The following is a 16,751-nucleotide window of genomic DNA, read 5'->3' as shown; positions in this document are numbered from 1 at the left end:
CGCCGTGCCGCTTGCGGGGGGATATGGGGGCATCAGGGGTTACGCAGGGTGTCAGGATGGACATCATAAACATTCGGTCGTCGGTGACGCTGCTGGTGTGTTGCGTGGCGGCGGCTGGCTTTTTCCTTGACCAGTCGCCGCGCCGCGAGCGCGCTGCGGAGCCGCGCGTGGTGCAGGCACCAGCACCGGCACCAGTGCCGACCCGCGCTGCCAATCCCGCTCCCATGCCCGATCTCAAGGACAATTCGGGGCCGGCCGGGCCGGAAACGCTGACGCCAGCAGCCACCCGCGCACCGCAGATCGGCGCCGGCGTGCGCCTCGCTTCCCCCCCGCAGCAGCCGGTGAGCGCCGAGGCGGCCGAGCGCGCCCTGGCCGAAGACCTGCAGGCCGCGCTGGACTGAACGCCTGCCAGTGCCCACATTGGCAGGCCCGGCGCGGCGGCCTAGGCCTGTCGCCCGTGTGTTCTGGAGATTGCCTTTTGTCCGATACCCCTACCGATCCGGTCACGCCCGCCGCTGAAGAAGACCGCGAGTTGACGCACCGCAAGTTCTACCCCGCGCAGGCCGAGGTGAAGTTCCTCGACCGCGATCCGGCCGATACCCCGCAGACGCGCCACCCCAGCTATCGCCTGGCTTTCCGCGACACCGATTTCCTGCTGCGCGAGGAACTGCGCCCGGTGCGCTTCCAGCTTGAACTGCTGAAGCCGGAGATGATCCTGGAGGAGGCGCGCATCGGTTCCACGCTGGTGATGTACGGTTCGGCCCGCATCCCTTCGCCGGAGAACGCCGCCGACCTGGCCAGACTGCTGCCAGACATGCCTGAAGACGAGCAGCGGGTTAAGCAGAGCCTGATCGACAAGGCGAAATACTACCAGGAAGCCTATAACCTGGCGCGCATGGTCAGCGAACGCAGCCTGATCGAGGACGGCAAGCGCCAGTTCGTGATCTGCTCGGGCGGTGGCCCCTCGATCATGGAAGCGGCCAACAAGGGGGCCAGCGACGCGGGCGCGGAAAGCATCGGCCTCAACATCGTGCTGCCGCATGAACAGGCGCCCAACCAGTATGTCACGCCCTACCTGGCGCTGAACTTCCACTATTTCGCGCTGCGCAAGATGCACTTCCTGATCCGCGCGCGGGCCGTGGCGGTGTTCCCCGGCGGGTTCGGCACGTGTGACGAGATGTTCGAACTGCTGACCCTGATCCAGACCGGCAAGATGAAGCGCGTGCCGATCCTGCTGTTCGGGCGCGAGTTCTGGAACCGCATCGTCAACTTCGAGGGGCTGGTGGAAGAAGGCACGATCAACGCCAAGGACCTGGAACTGATCCAGTGGTGCGAAACGGCCGAGGAGGCCTGGGCGCACATCTGCGAATTCTACCGCATCAGCGACCCGATAAACGGCTGCGACTGATTACCTGACTGCCTGATGGCCCATCGGCCCATGGCCGCTGCCGAAACCGGGGGCGGCCTCCAGCGCGCGGCGGACGAACAGGCGCGCTTGCGCCACCGCCTGGTCCAGCTCCAGCCCCCGCGCCAGCAGGGTGGCAATGGCGCTGGCCAGCGTGCAGCCGGTGCCGTGGGTGTGGCGGGTGACGATGCGCGGGTCGGACCAGATCACCGGCACCTGGCCCGCACGGTGCAGCACGTCAGTCACTTCCGGCCCGTCGGCATCGCCGCCCTTGGCGAGATACGTGACGCCGCGCGCCTGCATCGCCGCATCGCCGCCCAGTGCGGCCAGTTCGGGCACGTTGGGGGTGGTCAGCGTGGCCAGCTCCATCAGCCATTCGAACACGCCCACGGTCGCCTCGTCCGCCAGTGTGCTGCCGCTGGTGGCCACCATCACCGGGTCGAACACGATGGGCACCGGCAGGTCTTCCAGCCGGTCGGCCACCACTTCGGCAATGTCGGCGCTGCCCAGCATGCCGATCTTCACCGCGTCCACGCCGATATCGGTCATGCAGGCATCCATCTGCGCGGCCACGAAATCGGGCGTCAGCAGTTCCACCCCGGTCACGCCCCGGGTGTTCTGCGCGGTCACGGCGGTGATGGCGGTCATCGCATAGCCGCCCAGCATGGTGACGGTCTTGATGTCGGCCTGAATGCCCGCGCCGCCGGAACTGTCGGATCCGGCAATGATCAGAATGCGGGGTGGGCGCGAGGCGGTCATGCGCCCTTGTAACGCCGATCGGTGGACGGCGGATGGGCTGAATGGTGCTTCTTCGCCCGCGTGGGCCGGTCCAGCAGTTCGCCGCCGCAATTGGGGCAGCGCTCGTCCAGCGCGTCGGCGCATTCGGCGCACAAGGTGCACTCGAAGCTGCAGATGAACGCGCCGGGTGCTTCGGCGGGCAGGTCCTCGCCGCAGCGTTCGCAATCGGGGCGCATTTCCAGCATCAGACCGCCGCCCGCACCGCGTCGCAGATCGAATCGACCACCCGCTCCACCTGGGCGGCATCGTCGCCTTCGGCCATCACGCGGATCAGCGGCTCGGTGCCGGACTTGCGGATCACCAGCCGCCCGCCGCCGCCAAGGTCGGCCGCCGCATCCTCGATCGCCTGCTTCACCAGCGCATCTGCCAGCGGATCGCCGCTTTCATAGCGCACGTTCTTGAGCAACTGGGGCACGGGATCGAACAGGTGCAGCAGTTCGCTGGCGGGCACGCCGCGGCGGACCATCGCACCCAGCACCTGCAGCGCGGCAATGGTGCCATCGCCGGTGGTGGCATGGTCGGTCAGGATCATGTGGCCGCTCTGTTCGCCGCCCACGTTGTAACCGCCCGCGCGCATGGCTTCGAGCACGTAGCGATCGCCCACCTTGGTGCGGATCAGGCCCAGCCCCTCGGCGGCCAGCCGCCGCTCCAGCCCCAGGTTGGACATCACCGTGGCCACCACGCCGCCGCCCTTCAGCAGCCCGCGCTTGGCCATCGAAATGCCGATCAGCGCCATGATCTGGTCGCCGTCGACCTCCTGCCCCTTCTCGTCGATCACGATCAGCCGGTCGGCATCGCCATCCAGCGCAATGCCGATGTGCGCGCCTTCCTCCACCACCCGCGCCTTGATGGCCGCGAGCGCGGTGGAGCCGACACCGTCGTTGATATTGGTGCCGTTGGGAGACACGCCCATGGCCACCACTTCCGCGCCCAGTTCCCAGATGGCGGTGGGGGCCACGGAATAGGCCGCGCCGTGGGCGCAATCGACCACGATCTTCAGCCCGTCCAGCCGCACGTCGTCAGACAGGGATTGCTTGATCGCGTGGATATAGCGGCCGCGCGCATCGTCGATCCGGCGGGCGCGGCCGATGTGCTCGGCCTGCGCCAGCTCCTGCTCGCGGCCCATCTCGGCCTCGATCGCTTCCTCGTCCGCGTCGGACAGCTTGTAGCCATCGGGGCCGAACAGCTTGATGCCGTTATCGGCAAAGGCGTTGTGGGAGGCGGAAATCATCACCCCCAGGTCGGCCCGCATCTCGCGTGCCAGCAGGGCCACCGCGGGGGTGGGCAGCGGGCCAGTCAGGATCACGTCCATCCCCACGCTGGTGAAGCCGGCGGTGAGCGCGTTTTCCATCATATAGCCCGACAGACGGGTGTCCTTGCCGATCACCACCCGGTGCTTGTGGCTGCCGCGCAGGAAGTGCTTTCCGGCAGCCTGGCCCACTTTCATCGCCGTGGCGGCGTTCAGCTTGCCGGCATTGGCCCGGCCGCGAATGCCGTCGGTGCCGAAATATGTGCGCGCCATCTACAAGTCCCAGTTTTTCACACCCCAGCAATGCCAAGTCCGCAGCGTAAAGTCACGCCTGCTTGGCACGGGAAAAGCAGAGATTTCGCAACCATTGCAGGGGCCATGCGTTAGGGGCAGGCACCCCACTCAACCCCCCGGATACGGAAAGACACCAAGATGGCCTTTACCCTGATCGACCTGCCTTTTGCCAAGGAAGCCCTGGCCCCCGCCATCAGCGGCGAGACCTTCGACTATCACCACGGCAAGCACCACAAGGCCTATATCGACAAGACCAATGCCGCGATTGCTGGCACCGACCTTGACGGTAAAAGCCTGGAATACGTGATTGCCGCCGCGCGCGGCAGCAACCAGGGCCTGTTCAACAACGCCGCGCAGAGCTGGAACCACGGCTTCTACTGGCATTCGCTGGCCCCGCAGGGCGGCGCCCCGGCCGGCGACCTCGCCAGCGCGATCGATGCCGCGTTCGGCTCGCTCGAAAAGCTGGTGGCGCTGCTGAAGGAAAAGGGCGCGGGCCACTTTGCCAGCGGCTGGGTGTGGCTGGTGGATCGCGGCGGCACGCTGGAAGTGGGCGAAACGCATGACGGCGACACCTTCGCCGATCAGGGCGTCAACCCGCTGCTGGTGATCGACCTGTGGGAGCACGCCTATTACATCGACCACCGCAATGCGCGGCCTGCCTATCTGGATGCGGTGATCGACCAGCACCTGAACTGGGATTTTGCCGCCGAGAACCTGGCGCGCGGCAGCGCCTGGACCTATCCCGCGTAAGCAGGGCAGGCCGGGGGCGGCATCAGTCGCCCTCGGCCAGTTCCAGCAGATTGTTGGCGAACAAGGGCTCGCCAAACAGGAAGCCGATCAGGTTGGGCTTGCCCAGGTGGTCGACCAGCGCGGTCAGCGCCAGCAGCAGCGGGACCGACAGCAGCGCCCCCGCCACCCCCCAGATCCAGCTGAAATAGGACAGCGCCAGAAGGATCATCACCGGGTTCATGGTGAAGCGCGCGCCCAGCACGGCGGGTGTCACCACGTTCGATTCGATGGTGTGCAGGCCCAGGTAGGCCGCCGCCGGGATCAGGCCCACCAGCGGGCTTTCCGCCGTGCCAAGGCCAAACAGCGCCAGCAGCGCCACCATCGCCATCGGCCCGATATAGGGGATGAAGTTCAACAGCGCTGCCAGCCCGCCCCACATCAGCGGCGCGGTGACGCCCATGGCCCAAGCCCCCAGCGTCACGATCACGCCCACGCCCAAGTTGATGACGCCCACGGTCAGGATATAGGCGGCCACCCGGTCCTGCACCGCGCGCATAACCCGTGCGGCTTTCAGGCTGGCATCCAGTTGCTGGCGTTGCAGCACCAGCCGGCGGCGCAGGCGCACGCGCGATTCCACCATGAAGAAGGTCATCATGATGGTCAGCAGCAGTTCCAGCACCACGGTGGGCGTGGCCACGGCCACCTTTTCCAGTAGCGATGGGCTGGCCAGCACCACCTCGCGGGCGCTGGTGCCGCCGGTGATGCCGGCGATCTGGTCATTGATGCGGGCCAGCCACGAAAGGTTGCCGCGCAGTTCGCTGAACCGCTCGCCCACCGTGGCGATCATCTGCGGTAGCTCGTCATACAGCGCGATGGCCGGGCTCAGCACGGCAGTCAGCGCCAGCAGGATCACCAGCACCATCACTACCATCGACAGCAGCGAGGCAAGCGTATTGGGCAGGCCCCAGCCGGCCAGCTTGTCGGCCAGCGGAGAGAGCAGGATGGTCAGCACCATAGCCGACACCAGCGGCAGGAACACCACCGCGCCGATCGACAGCACGAAAGGCAGGGCCAGGAACAAGCCGATTGCGAGGATCACCACCAGGGCGGAAATCAGCCGCAGTTCCTGCGCGGCAAAGCCCATGGTCCGGCGGCGCGGGGACGGGGCCGGCGAAGCCGCAGGGTCCGGTTGCTGATCTGCCTGCGAAGCCATTGCCCCGTGCGCCTTGTCGCGAATGCCGGCCAAATCCATGGCGCGCGCGGGGCGGCGGATCAAGCGGTGATTAGGAGGAGGTCAGCGCAGCGGCTCGGTCAGGCCGTCACCGGCGGCCACCATGTCCAGCTCGTCCATGATCGCGGTGTGGGCTTCCTTGCCCTTGCGATCGGCGTCGGGAACGCCTCCAGCCTCGATCATCTGCGACAGGGCGGCGCGGGCGCGGCCCACGCGGCTCTTGATCGTGCCCACGGCGCAGCCGCAGATTTCGGCGGCTTCTTCATAGGAAAAGCCGCCGGCCCCCACCAGCAGCAGCGCCTCGCGCCGTTCGGGCGGCAGGGTCAGCAGGGCGCTGTGCAGATCGGCCAGGTGCAGCGGGGCTTCCTGCCCGGCGGGTTCCACCAGGATGCGCTCGGCCACCAGCTCGTCATACTCGCCGCGGAAGCGGTTGCGGCGCATGTCGGTGAGGTAGATGTTGCGCAGGATCACGAAGGTCCAGGCGCGCATCGATGTGCCGGGCTCGAACCGGTCCTGCGCGGCCCAGGCCTTCAGCATGGTTTCCTGCACCAGGTCGTCGGCCATGTCCGGCCGACCGCACAGGCCGCGGGCAAAGGCGCGCAGGTGCGGCACCACGGCCGCAAGGTCGCGCTTGAAGGCAGCGCGGTCAGCGTCGCTGCGCGGGATCACCTGCCGGGGTGCGGTGGCGGCAGCGGTCACTTCTTGCCCTCGTCATCCAGACGGGCGAGCAGGGCGGTCAGGTCATCGGGCAGGGGTTCTTCGACGACGGAATCGTAAAGCTTTTTCAGGCCCTGCGCCCACTCGGGCTTGCGACCATTGCCGCCGGGCCTGCCTTTTGGTTCCACTGTTATTGTTTGTTCCCGCACCATACCAACTGCCTGAGTTAACGATCCCTACACCGCCTTTTGCGGTTTGTCCTCGTAGTGGAACGAAAACGCTTCTATTCGGTTCCCAACAGGATGGGCATGATTTCAGAGGGTGGATCGGCAAGAAGCAAGGTGACACGCGGCCGCGTACAGCGCTGGCTGGTGGGCAACCCGCGCTTTACGCCGGTGGGCATCTTCCTCCTCGTCATCATGGTCACCCTGCTGGCAATCTTTGCCATCGAGCGCAGCGAGAGCGAGCGCAACCAGGCCTTGCAGAGCAGCCGCTCCGCCGCGCTGGCCAGCGCGCTGGAACGGCGCGCCAATGCCAGCGCCGCTTACCTTCGCGCCGGTGCCGCGCTGATTGCGGCGCAGGGTGGCGAGGTGCAGGCGGACGATTTCCGCCGCTTCGTATCCGAGCTGCGGCTGGACGGGGATTCACGCGGGGCAGAAGGAATCGGCTGGGCCAAGGTAGTGCGGCCGGGCGGCGAGGCGGCGTTCAACACCCTGCTCAATGCCTCGGCCATCATCCCCGCCGTGCTCAATCCCGCGCGCCAACCAGGGCAGCCCTTCAGCGTGGGCGTGCTCTACCTGCAGCCCGATACCGACCGCAGCCGGCGGGCGCTGGGTTTTGACATGTATTCCGAACCGGTGCGCCGTGCGGCGATGGACGAGGCGGCCGACCAGGCCCGCCCGACCGCTTCGGGCGCGGTGGTGCTGGCGCAGGAGGGAGACGAGGAGCGCCCCGGCTTCCTGATCTACATGCCGGTGTTCGTGATGGTCGACGGCCGGCGGCAGCTCAGCGGCTTCGTCTACAGCCCGTTCAACGGCCAGGACTTCCTCAGCAGCGCGCTGGAACTGGAGGATGCCGGCAGCTACCTGGTCAACCTGTATGACGGGTGGGGCGATGGCAGCCAGTTACTGGCCTCCACCAGCCCGGGGGTCGAGCCATCGGGCCGCGTGGTGCGGCTGCAGGTGAACATCGCCAACCGCCCGTTCCGCATCGAGGTGGGGCGCAGCGGATCGGCCGCGCTCTCGCGCCTGTCGATGGCCACGCTGATCTTCGGCCTGCTGGCGGCCAGCCTGCTGATGCTGCTGGTGCGGATGCTTACCCGCCAGGCGCTGGAGGACGAGGCGGCGCTTAACTGGTTCGAGGAGCAGAGCGCGATCCGCGCCACGCTGACCCGCGAGCTCAACCACCGGGTCAAAAACACGCTGGCCAACGTCCTTTCAATCATCGCCCTCACCCGGCGGCGGGGCGGCAGCCTGGACGAGTTTGCCGACGGGCTGGACGGGCGCATCCGCGCGCTGTCTGCCACCCACGACCTGCTGACCATGTCAGACTGGGGGGCAACCCCCATCCGCGCGCTGATCGAGGCAGAGTTGAACCCTTATGCCTTCGAGGCCGAGCACACGGTGGAGATGGCCGGTCCGGACGTGGAACTGGCGCCCAACGATGCCCTGTCGCTGGGCCTGGCGATCCACGAGCTGGCCACCAATGCCGCCAAGTACGGCGCGCTCTCGCGGCCGGGCGGCACGGTTTCGGTCACTTGGCATCGGCGGAGCGAGGAACTGGTGGAAGTCGCTTGGCAGGAAAGCGGCGGTCCGCCGGTGGTGCGCCCGGACCGGCGCGGCTTCGGCACCGACCTGATCGAGCGGGTGGTGGCGCAGGAACTGAAGCAGCCGGTGAAGCTGGAATTCCTGCCCGAAGGGCTGCGCTGCCTGCTGACCATTCCGGTGCGGCGGCCCACCCAGTTCGCCATCCGCGCGGGCAAGCAGCCGCCCGCGATCACCACCCCGGCGGAAGGCAAATGAGGATCGGCCCCTCTCCCGCCGGGCGGGAAAGGGGCCGAGCTTGTGTTCAGACGCGGACGATCAGGCGAACTGGCTGGTGTCGATCGGCAGCTTGCGCACCCGCTTACCGGTCAGGGCAAACAGCGCGTTGGTCAGCGCCGGGATTACCGGCGGCAGCGCGGGTTCGCCCAGGCCGGTGGGGGCATTGTCGCTCTTCACGAATTCCACGTGCAGGTTGGGCACCATCGGCATGCGCGGCAGCTGGTAGTTGTGGAAGTTGGACTGCTTGGCCGCGCCCCCTTCGAATTCCACCGCCAGTTGCAGCGCCTGGCCCAGGCCGTCGATGATCGAGCCTTCCACCTGGTTCAGCGCCCCGTGCGGGTTGATGATGTGCGCGCCCACGTCGCCCGCGCACCACACGTCATGGATCACCACCTGGTTGCGCGCGTCGAGGCTGGCTTCCACCACTTCGGCGAAATAGCCCTGGTGGCTGAAGTAGAAGCCGAAGCCCTTGGCGCGGCCTTCTGCGGCAGGGGTGCCCCAGTTGGCCATCTCCATCACCTTGCGGGTGACGCCGGCCAGCCGCGCGGGGTTGAAGCCCGGGGTGGGGCCGGCAGGACCACGGCCGCCCTGTTCGGGGCCGGCACCGTCGATCAGCTCCAGCATCAGCGAAGGCAGGTCCTTGCCCGATGCCTGCGCCACCTCGTCCAGAAAGCTCTGGAAGACGAAGGCCAGCGCGTTGCTGGTGGGGGCCCGCAGCGCGCCCATCGGGATCGCGGTGCGCAGCTTGGTCATGCCATAGTGCACGTTGGGCACATAGTTGGCGGGGAACTCGCTGGCCGGCATCGATGCCGGGTTGAACGGGCCGCCGGCGGGATAGTCGAAGGTGACGAAGTGGTCCTGGATACCCACCAGCTTGCCGCTGCCGTCGATCGCCGCCTTGAACTTGTGATAGCCGCCCGGCCGGAAGAAGTCCGACCGCACGTCATCCTCGCGGCTCCAGATCAGCTGCACCGGGGTGCCGGGCATCCGCTTCGCAATCGCGGCCACCTGGACCATGTAGTCGTTGGTCAGCCGCCGGCCGAAGCCGCCGCCCATGCGGGTGATGTGCACGGTCACCTTGTCCTGCGGCAGGCCCAGGTAACTGGCCACCACGGCCAGGCCCCCCTGCGGGGTCTGCGACGGGGCCCACATTTCCATGCGCCCGTCCTCGTGCATCAGCGCGGTGCAGTTCATCGGCTCCATCGCCACGTGGGCCAGGAACGGATAGCTGTATTCGGCCTCGATCACCTTGGCCGCGCTGGCGGCAGCAGCGGCGAAATCGCCCTTGTTGTTGAGCACTTCCTGAGGGGTGCCCGATGCCCAGGCCTCGGCGGCCTGCGCGGTATAGCCGGCGGTGGAATGGTTCGCCCACTCGCCCTGGTCCCACTGGACGTTGAGGGCCGAGCGAGCGCGGTTGGCCAGCCACCAGTTGCTGGCGATCACGGCCACGCCATCAACCAGCTCGTCGGCCTTGCCGTTGCCCTCGATGGTGAAGGCATCGATCACGCCGGCCTGCGCCTTGGCGGCCGCCACGTCGGCCGAAACCAGCCGCGCGCCATAGACCGGGCTGCGCTCGTAGGCGGCATAGACCATGCCGGGAAGCTGGGTGTCGACGCCGAAGATCGGCTCACCCTTGACGATGCGCGGGCTGTCGATCCCGCCAATCGCACGGCCGATGATGCGGAACTGCGCCGCATCCTTCAGCGGCACGGCGGCCAGGTCCGGCACCTGCATTCCGGCGGCCACGCTGGCCAGGCTGCCATAGCTGGCGCGGCGGCCCGAAGCGGCATGGACCACGGCGTTCGGCTCGGTGGTAAGCGAGGAAGCCTCGACCCCCCAGGTCTGCGCGGCGGCGGCCAGCAGCATCTGCCGGGCGGCGGCGCCCACCTGGCGCATGGGAATCCAGTTCATCGGCGTGGCAAAGCTGCCGCCGGCTAGCTGCGGGCCATAGCGGGCGGCATCGGTATCGCCCTGCAGGATGCGCACCTGGTCCCAGTCGGCGTCCAGCTCCTCGGCGATCAGCATGGGCAGCATAGTCTTGATGCCCTGGCCGATCTCCGGGTTCTTGCCGATGATGGTAATGGTGTTGTCCGGATTGATGGTGACGAAGGCGTTGAGCATGCCGCCTTCGGCCTGTTCTGCCGCCATCGCGCGGGCAGCCATCGGGATGCTGGCGGCAAGGGCAAAGCCGCCGCCGACAAGGGCGCTGGCCTTCAGGAACCCGCGGCGGGCGAGAGCGATATCACGCATTGACCGGGCCCTCCTGCGCAACGCGGGCAATCGCCTGGTTGATCCGCTTGTAGCACGCGCAGCGGCAGATGTTGCCGCGCATGGCGTTCTCGATCTCGTCCTGGCTGGGGTTGGGGTTGGCGGTGAGCAGCGCTGTGGCGGTCATCAGCTGGCCGGCCTGGCAATAGCCGCACTGCATCACGTCCTCTTCCAGCCACACCTGCTGCAGGGCCTCACCCACGGGCGACTGGGCCAGCGCCTCGATGGTGGTCACTTCCTTGTCGCCGATGGAGCCGACCGGCAGGCTGCACGAGCGGGTGGCCACGCCGTCCACATGCACGGTGCAGGCCCCGCACATGCCGATGCCGCAGCCGAACTTCGTGCCGACCATGCCCAGTTCCTGGCGCAGGGCCCACAGCAGGGGCATATCCTGCGGCGCATCGATCTCGCGCGTCTCGCCATTGATCTTGACCCGATAGGCCATCGCTAACTCCTGTGAAGTGATCCAGTCCCGATTTTGACAAAGTCTACAGACTTGCGACCCCGCTGCCAAGTAGACCTTGGGGCGGGGCGGGCGGAACCTTGCGGGGCCGGGCTGCCGGGGCGGCCACGGAGCCTCAGTCGGCCAGCCACAACTGGTGGCTGTCCACGCGAATCCGGGTGATGGCGCGCTGAGCCTGGGCGCGGGTCACGGCTTCGGTGCGGAAGGCTTCGTGGGTCAGCCGCTCGCCCAGCAACAGGTCGGACAGGTCGATCTCGCTGAGGTCATGGCCGCGCCGCAGGCGTTGCAGGGCAGACATCTGCGCGTCCAGCGCCTCGCGGGCGCGGTGCCAGGCGCTGATGCGAAAGGTCGCCTCGGCCAGGTCTGCATCCGCGGTTTCGCGCACGGTGAAGCGGGCGAGGGTGGCATCGGCCGCGGCGGCCGAGGCGGTGGCCGCAGCCTCGCTGGCCAGGGCTGCGCGGTGGCCGCCGCCCAGCGGGATCGAGAAGACCAGGCCCGCGCCGCGCTCTTCCCCGCCGCGTTCGGAGAACAGCCGCACGCCCAGCGAAGGGTCGGCCGTGCGTTCCAGCCTGGCGCGCTCGGCAGCGGCGGACATGCCATCGGCGTGGGCCTCGGCGGCGGCGATTTCGTGGCTGTTGGTCAGCACCTGGTCGCGCAGGGTTGCCAGCAGGTCGCCGTCGGCAGCGGGCTGCGGCACCTCGGGCGCTTCGGCGGGCAGGGCCAGCGCCGGGAAGTGCGTTTCCAGCCGCCCGCGCGCCAGCAGGGCCTCGCCGGCGGACTGCTCGGCCAGGATGCGCGCCTGGCCCAGGGCGGCCTCGGCCAGATCGGCATCAAGCAGGGCTGCATCGCCCAGTTCCACGCGCCGCCGGACCGCCGCCAGCGACCGTTCAAGGTTGCCCACCGCCTGCAGGTCCACCCGCGCGGCGGCGGCAGCCTCCAGCCAATCCCACCAGTGGCCGGCCAGCACCAGCGCAGCCTGGTGGCGCACGTCCTCGGCCATGTTTTCCGCCGCCTCGACCTGGTGCTGGCCGATCTCGCTGTCGAGCCGGGCCTTGCCGGGCAGGCGGACCGAGCGCGAAAGCTGGGTGTCGAATTCGTTGAAGCCGCCGTCGATCCGCGTGTCGCGCCGCACGTAGCTGCCGGAGAAGGTCAGCTCGTGCGGACCGATGGCGCGCGCCTCGGCCCCGGCTCGGGTCGCCTCCACGCGCTGCCGGGCGGCGAGGACAGAGGGGTGGGCATCCAGCGCCTCGGCCACCTGCGCTGCATCGGGCAGGCCGGGTTCGGCCAGCGCCGGCAGCGGCACGATCACGGCGGCGGAGAGGGCAAGGAACAGTCGCCAGGTCATGCGTCATACCCTCCGCCCAGTTCCTCGTCGTGCTCGCCCGCGCTTTCGCCGAAGCGTTCGTAGAGGATCGGCAGCAGTACCAGCGTCAGCAGCGTGGCGGTGACGAGGCCGCCGATCACCACGATGGCCAGCGGCTTCTGGATTTCCGATCCCGGCCCGGTGGCGAACAACAGCGGCACCAGGCCGAAGGCAGCGATGGTGGCCGTCATCAGCACCGGCCGCAGGCGCCGCTCCGCCCCGCGGCGGACCGCCTCGTGCAGCGGCATCCCCTCGCTGCGCAACTGGCGGAAGTAGCTGACCATGACCAGGCCGTTGAGCACCGCGATGCCGACCAGAGCGATGAACCCAACCGAGGCGGGAACCGACAGGTATTCGCCGGATATGGCTAGCGCCACCATGCCGCCGACCATGGCGAAGGGGATGTTGGTGAGGATCAGCAGCGAGGCCCGCAGCGAGCCCAGTGTCATGTAGAGCACACCGAAGATCATCAGCACGGCAATCGGCAGCACCAGCCCCAGCCGGGCGCTGGCGCGCTGCTGGTTCTCGAACTGGCCGCCCCATTCCACGCGATAGCCCGGTGGCAGCGGGACATTGGCCTCGATGTCGGCGCGGGCCTCGTCAACGTAACCCACCAGGTCGCGCCCGGTCACGAAGGCCTGGATCAGGGCGAAGCGGCTGCCGTTCTCGTGCTCCAGCTTCACCGGGCCTTCCGTCACCGCTACGCGGGCGACATCGCTGGCGCGGACGAGCTGGCCGGCGGGCGAGCGGTAAAGCTGGTCGGCAAAGGCCTGCGGCGTATCGGCCGCCGAGCCTTCACCGCGCAGCACGATCGGCACGCGGCGGTTGCCATCGGCCACCACGCCCGCGCGGGTGCCTTCCACCTGCGCGCGCAGCATGTCCTGCAGGTCGGTGACCGGCATCCCCACCCGGCCCGCGGCCACGCGGTCGATATCCACCTGCAGGTAGTCCACGGTATCGTTGGCCACGGTCATCGCCTCGCTGGTGCCTTCGATCCCTTCCAGCCGGGTCTGGATCTGGCCCGACAGGCGCGACAGTTCTGCCAGGTCCGGCCCGAACAGCTTGATCGCCAGGTCACCGCGGGCGCCGGTGAGCATTTCCGATGTGCGCATCTCGATCGGCTGGGTGAAGCCGGGCTCGATGCCGGGGAAGCGGGCCAGCACGGCGCGGAGCTGATCAACCAGCCAGTCCTTGTCGGCCACCCGCCAGTCCTCGCGCGGGGCCAGTTGCAGGAAGGCGTCGGTCTCGTTCAGGCCCATCGGATCAAGCCCGATCTCGTCCGAGCCGACACGGGCGATGATCGCCTCCACTTCGGGCACGTCCTCAAGGATCGCGCGCTGCACGACCAGGTCGCCCGCCAGCGAATGCTCCAGCGAGACCGAGGGCAGCTTGGAGAGCTGCATCACCACCGAACCTTCGTCCATCACCGGCAGGAAGGTCTTGCCGGTGAAGCTGTAGGCCACGCCTGCCAGCGCCAGCGCCGCGCCCGCCACGCCGAACACCACCTTCTTGCGGGCAAAGGCGCGATCCAGCAGCGTGGTATAGCGCGGCCCGATCTGGCGCATCAGCCAGGGTTCGTGATGCCCCTCCTTCACCTTCAGCAGGTAGAGCGCCAGCACCGGCACCAGCGTCAGCGACAGGACCAGTGCGGACAGCAGCGCCAGCACGATGGTCTTGGCGACCGGCGAGAACAGCTTACCCTCCAGCCCTTCCAGCGTCAGCAGCGGCAGGAACACGATGGCGATGATCGCCAGCCCGGCGGCCACGGGCTTGGCCACTTCCACCGTGGCCCGCAGCACGTTGTAGGCCTTGCCCATTTTCGCGTGCTTTGCGTCGGACAGGCGCTCGACCACGTTCTCCACCACCACCACCGCGCCATCCACCAGGATGCCCACGGCAATCGCCAGGCCCCCCAGGCTCATCAGGTTGGCGGTGAGGCCGATCGCGCTCATGAAGATGAAGGTCAGCAATGCCGCCATCGGCAGGGCCAGCGCCACGATCACCGAGGCGCGCAGGTCACCCAGGAACAGCAGCAGCAGGAACACCACCAGCACGGTGGCTTCCAGCAGCGCTTTCTCCACCGTCCCCACGGCGCGGCCGATCAGGTCGGACCGGTCGTAGAAGGGCACCACGTCCATCCCTTCGGGCAGGCTGGGGGCGATCTCCTCCAGCCGCGTGCGGACGCCCGCTACCACCTGTGACGCATCGGCCCCGCGCAGGCCGATAACCAGGCCCTGCACCGCCTCCTCTTCGCCATTGCGGGTGACCGCGCCATAGCGGGTGAGGCTGCCGGTGCGCACATTGGCCACGTCACCCACCAGCACCACGCCGCCGGCTTCGTTCTTCACCACGGTGTTGGCCAGGTCCTCCAGCGAGGCGATGGCCCCGGTGGAGCGCACGATCAGCGCTTCCTCGCCGGTCACCAGCCGGCCCGCGCCGTCGTTGCGGTTGCCGCCTTCTATGGCGGCGGCAAGGTCGGCGGTGGACAGGCCCGCGGCGGCCAGCGCGGCATTGTCCGGCGCCACCTCGAAGGTCTCGACAAAGCCGCCGAGCGAATTGACGTCGGCCACGCCGGGCACCGTGCGCAGGGCCGGGCGGACCACCCAGTCGAGCACGCGGCGCTTCTCGGCCAGCGATTGCGGGCCTTCCAGCGTGAACATGTACATGTCGCTCAACGGGGTGGAGATCGGGGCCATGCCGCCGTCCACCGTATCGGGCAGGTCGCCTATGGCATTGTTGAGCCGCTCGGCCACCTGGCTGCGGGCCCAGTAGATGTCGGTCCCGTCGGCAAAGTCGATGGTGATATCGGCGATGGCATACTTGGCGACCGATCGCAGCATGGTCTGGTCGGGGATGCCCAGCATCTCCATCTCGATCGGGGTGATGACGCGGCTTTCCACTTCTTCCGGGGTCATCCCCGGCGCGCGCAGGATGATCTTCACCTGGGTGGAGCTGATGTCCGGGAAGGCATCGATCGGCAGCCTGGCGAACGACCAGGCTCCCAGGCCCGCCAGCAGCACTGCGAGGCCGAGAACGGCGAGGCGCAGGGCCAGCGCCTTTTCGATGAGTGCGCGCAGCATGGCCCTATTCCGCCGCCGCTGCCTTGAGCTCGGCAATCGAGCTGGTGGCTACCACCTCGCCCGCCTGCAGCCCCTGGCTGATGACGGCGGTGCCGCCCGAATTGGCAAGCACAGTGACGGGTCGGGGGGTAAAGTCCGCTCCGCTGCGGACGAACACGTGGTCTGCCCCCTCGATCCGGGTGACCGCCCGCGAGGGGACGGCAACGCCGGTGCCGTCACCATTGCCGGTGATCGAAACGGTGAGGTTCTGCCCGGCGACCAGGCCAGGTGCTGCGCCCACGCTGGCCTTGGCCATGACCGAACGGGTCTGCGGATCGAGCGAGGGGGTGACCGAGAGGATCTGCCCGCCAACCACCAGCGGCTCAGCACCTTCCACCGTGGGCACTTCCACCTCCACCGCCATGCCGGGGCGGACCTGCGCCGCCAGCCGCGCGGGAATCTGCAGGTCAAGCTGGTAGCGGCCGGTCGCCTCGATCACGAAGGGCGCGGTCATCCCGTCCACCCCGCCGCCGGTTTCCACCGCCACATGGGCCACGCGCCCGGCAATGGGCGCGCGCAGGGTCATCATGCCATCGGGGCCGGAACCGGCCATGCTGGCCATGCGCTGGGCTTCATTGAGGGTGGCGCGGGCCTGGGTCAGCGCGGCGGCGGCCTCGTCGGCGCGTGCGCGGGCAATGATGCCTTCCTCGGCCAACTGGTTGAGCCGGGAAGCGCGGGCTTCGGCCAGGCCCACCTCGGCGCGGGCGCGGGCGATATCGGCGCCGATGGTCACCGGCTCGGCCGCGCGGACCAGCGCCAGCGGCGTGCCGCGCGCCACGGCCTGCCCTTCGATCACGAACACCCGCACCGCCGCGCCGGGGAAGGGTGCGGTCACCGCCACGCGGGCATCGGGGGGCAGGGTCACCTGGCCCGGCACGCGGGCCAGCGGCAGGCCGGTTGCGGCGGCGGCCGTGGCAGTCTCGATCGCCAGCGCGGGGCTGGCGGCGGCTTGCGGTGCGGCGGGCTCATCCGCGCCGGAGCCGCAGGCGGCAAGCAAAAGCAGCGCGGTGGCGCAGGCGAAGCGGAGCGGGCGGCGGGTGGTCATGCCGCCCCGTTTCCGCTGCCAAGCTGACAGCAACTTGTCAGTTTGCCAGCTTGTTGTCAGTTTCGGGGCGGAAAGGGGCGGCACCACC

15 protein-coding genes are annotated in these 16,751 nt (G+C 68.5%); 4 read left to right on the top strand and 11 right to left on the bottom strand.

From position 1 onward, the window contains the following. Positions 1 to 56: 56 nt before the first annotated feature. Positions 57 to 401, top strand: coding sequence for a hypothetical protein (locus GRI99_RS17055; protein WP_160773273.1), 345 nt, complete (start codon positions 57 to 59; stop codon positions 399 to 401). Between the two features lie 77 nt (positions 402 to 478). Continuing rightward, positions 479 to 1,408 carry an LOG family protein gene (locus GRI99_RS17050; protein ID WP_160773272.1) on the top strand — a complete coding sequence of 310 codons (930 nt, stop codon included), beginning with the start codon at positions 479 to 481 and terminating at the stop codon, positions 1,406 to 1,408. Here GRI99_RS17050 and thiD read toward each other — a convergent pair whose 3' ends face one another. From thiD to glmM, 3 genes are read right to left on the bottom strand one after another with little or no spacing between them, the layout of a single operon-like run. Continuing rightward, entirely contained in the window at positions 1,409 to 2,164 is a 756-nt protein-coding gene (thiD, locus tag GRI99_RS17045) for a bifunctional hydroxymethylpyrimidine kinase/phosphomethylpyrimidine kinase (protein ID WP_160773271.1), read from the bottom strand. After that, positions 2,161 to 2,388 carry a DUF1272 domain-containing protein gene (locus tag GRI99_RS17040; protein WP_160773270.1) on the bottom strand — a complete coding sequence of 76 codons (228 nt, stop codon included), beginning with the start codon at positions 2,386 to 2,388 and terminating at the stop codon, positions 2,161 to 2,163. The genes thiD and GRI99_RS17040 overlap by 4 nt, the downstream gene beginning before the upstream one ends. Continuing rightward, positions 2,388 to 3,725, bottom strand: coding sequence for a phosphoglucosamine mutase (glmM, locus tag GRI99_RS17035; protein ID WP_160773269.1), 1,338 nt, complete (start codon positions 3,723 to 3,725; stop codon positions 2,388 to 2,390). Before glmM ends, GRI99_RS17040 begins: the two co-directional genes overlap by 1 nt. Positions 3,726 to 3,884: 159 nt before the next feature. On the opposite strand from glmM, the gene GRI99_RS17030 reads away from it, so the two are divergent. Continuing rightward, positions 3,885 to 4,496, top strand: coding sequence for a superoxide dismutase (locus GRI99_RS17030; protein WP_160773268.1), 612 nt, complete (start codon positions 3,885 to 3,887; stop codon positions 4,494 to 4,496). Positions 4,497 to 4,518: 22 nt separating this feature from the next. On the opposite strand, the gene GRI99_RS17025 is transcribed toward GRI99_RS17030, so the two are convergent. The 3 genes from GRI99_RS17025 to GRI99_RS17015 all read right to left on the bottom strand — a co-directional run bounded on the left by GRI99_RS17025 (position 4,519) and on the right by GRI99_RS17015 (position 6,551). Next, a complete protein-coding gene (locus tag GRI99_RS17025; RefSeq protein ID WP_160773267.1) occupies positions 4,519 to 5,688 on the bottom strand; it encodes an AI-2E family transporter in 1,170 nt (389 codons plus the stop codon). Between the two features lie 81 nt (positions 5,689 to 5,769). Then, entirely contained in the window at positions 5,770 to 6,405 is a 636-nt protein-coding gene (locus GRI99_RS17020) for a sigma-70 family RNA polymerase sigma factor (RefSeq protein WP_337192950.1), read from the bottom strand. Next, positions 6,402 to 6,551 (bottom strand): NepR family anti-sigma factor, encoded by a 150-nt coding sequence (locus tag GRI99_RS17015; RefSeq protein ID WP_337192949.1) that lies wholly within the window; start codon positions 6,549 to 6,551, stop codon positions 6,402 to 6,404. Before GRI99_RS17015 ends, GRI99_RS17020 begins: the two co-directional genes overlap by 4 nt. A 153-nt stretch (positions 6,552 to 6,704) precedes the next feature. Here GRI99_RS17015 and GRI99_RS17010 point away from each other — a divergent pair, with 153 nt between their 5' ends. After that, on the top strand, positions 6,705 to 8,384 hold the full coding sequence (locus GRI99_RS17010; protein WP_337192948.1) for a CHASE domain-containing protein: 1,680 nt from the start codon (positions 6,705 to 6,707) through the stop codon (positions 8,382 to 8,384). A 60-nt stretch (positions 8,385 to 8,444) separates the two neighbouring features. Here the strand turns inward: GRI99_RS17010 and GRI99_RS17005 are convergent, their stop codons facing one another. The 5 genes from GRI99_RS17005 to GRI99_RS16985 all read right to left on the bottom strand — a co-directional run bounded on the left by GRI99_RS17005 (position 8,445) and on the right by GRI99_RS16985 (position 16,663). Continuing rightward, positions 8,445 to 10,655, bottom strand: a complete 2,211-nt coding sequence (locus tag GRI99_RS17005) for a xanthine dehydrogenase family protein molybdopterin-binding subunit (RefSeq protein ID WP_160773265.1) — start codon at positions 10,653 to 10,655, stop codon at positions 8,445 to 8,447. Beyond that, the gene (locus GRI99_RS17000) at positions 10,648 to 11,118 is read right to left on the bottom strand and encodes a (2Fe-2S)-binding protein (RefSeq protein WP_160773264.1); all 471 of its coding nucleotides are present in this window, start codon (positions 11,116 to 11,118) and stop codon (positions 10,648 to 10,650) included. Before GRI99_RS17000 ends, GRI99_RS17005 begins: the two co-directional genes overlap by 8 nt. Before the next feature lie 133 nt (positions 11,119 to 11,251). After that, complete coding sequence (locus tag GRI99_RS16995; protein WP_160773263.1) at positions 11,252 to 12,481, bottom strand: TolC family protein; 1,230 nt, start codon at positions 12,479 to 12,481, stop codon at positions 11,252 to 11,254. Next, entirely contained in the window at positions 12,478 to 15,579 is a 3,102-nt protein-coding gene (locus GRI99_RS16990; protein WP_160773262.1) for an efflux RND transporter permease subunit, read from the bottom strand. Before GRI99_RS16990 ends, GRI99_RS16995 begins: the two co-directional genes overlap by 4 nt. 4 nt (positions 15,580 to 15,583) lie before the next feature. Then, on the bottom strand, positions 15,584 to 16,663 hold the full coding sequence (locus GRI99_RS16985; protein WP_160773261.1) for an efflux RND transporter periplasmic adaptor subunit: 1,080 nt from the start codon (positions 16,661 to 16,663) through the stop codon (positions 15,584 to 15,586). Positions 16,664 to 16,751 lie beyond the last annotated feature (88 nt).

It is taken from the genome of Alteraurantiacibacter buctensis (assembly GCF_009827655.1).
In the GTDB taxonomy this organism is placed as follows: domain Bacteria; phylum Pseudomonadota; class Alphaproteobacteria; order Sphingomonadales; family Sphingomonadaceae; genus Alteraurantiacibacter; species Alteraurantiacibacter buctensis.
This window is presented reverse-complemented; position numbering and strand designations above follow the sequence as displayed.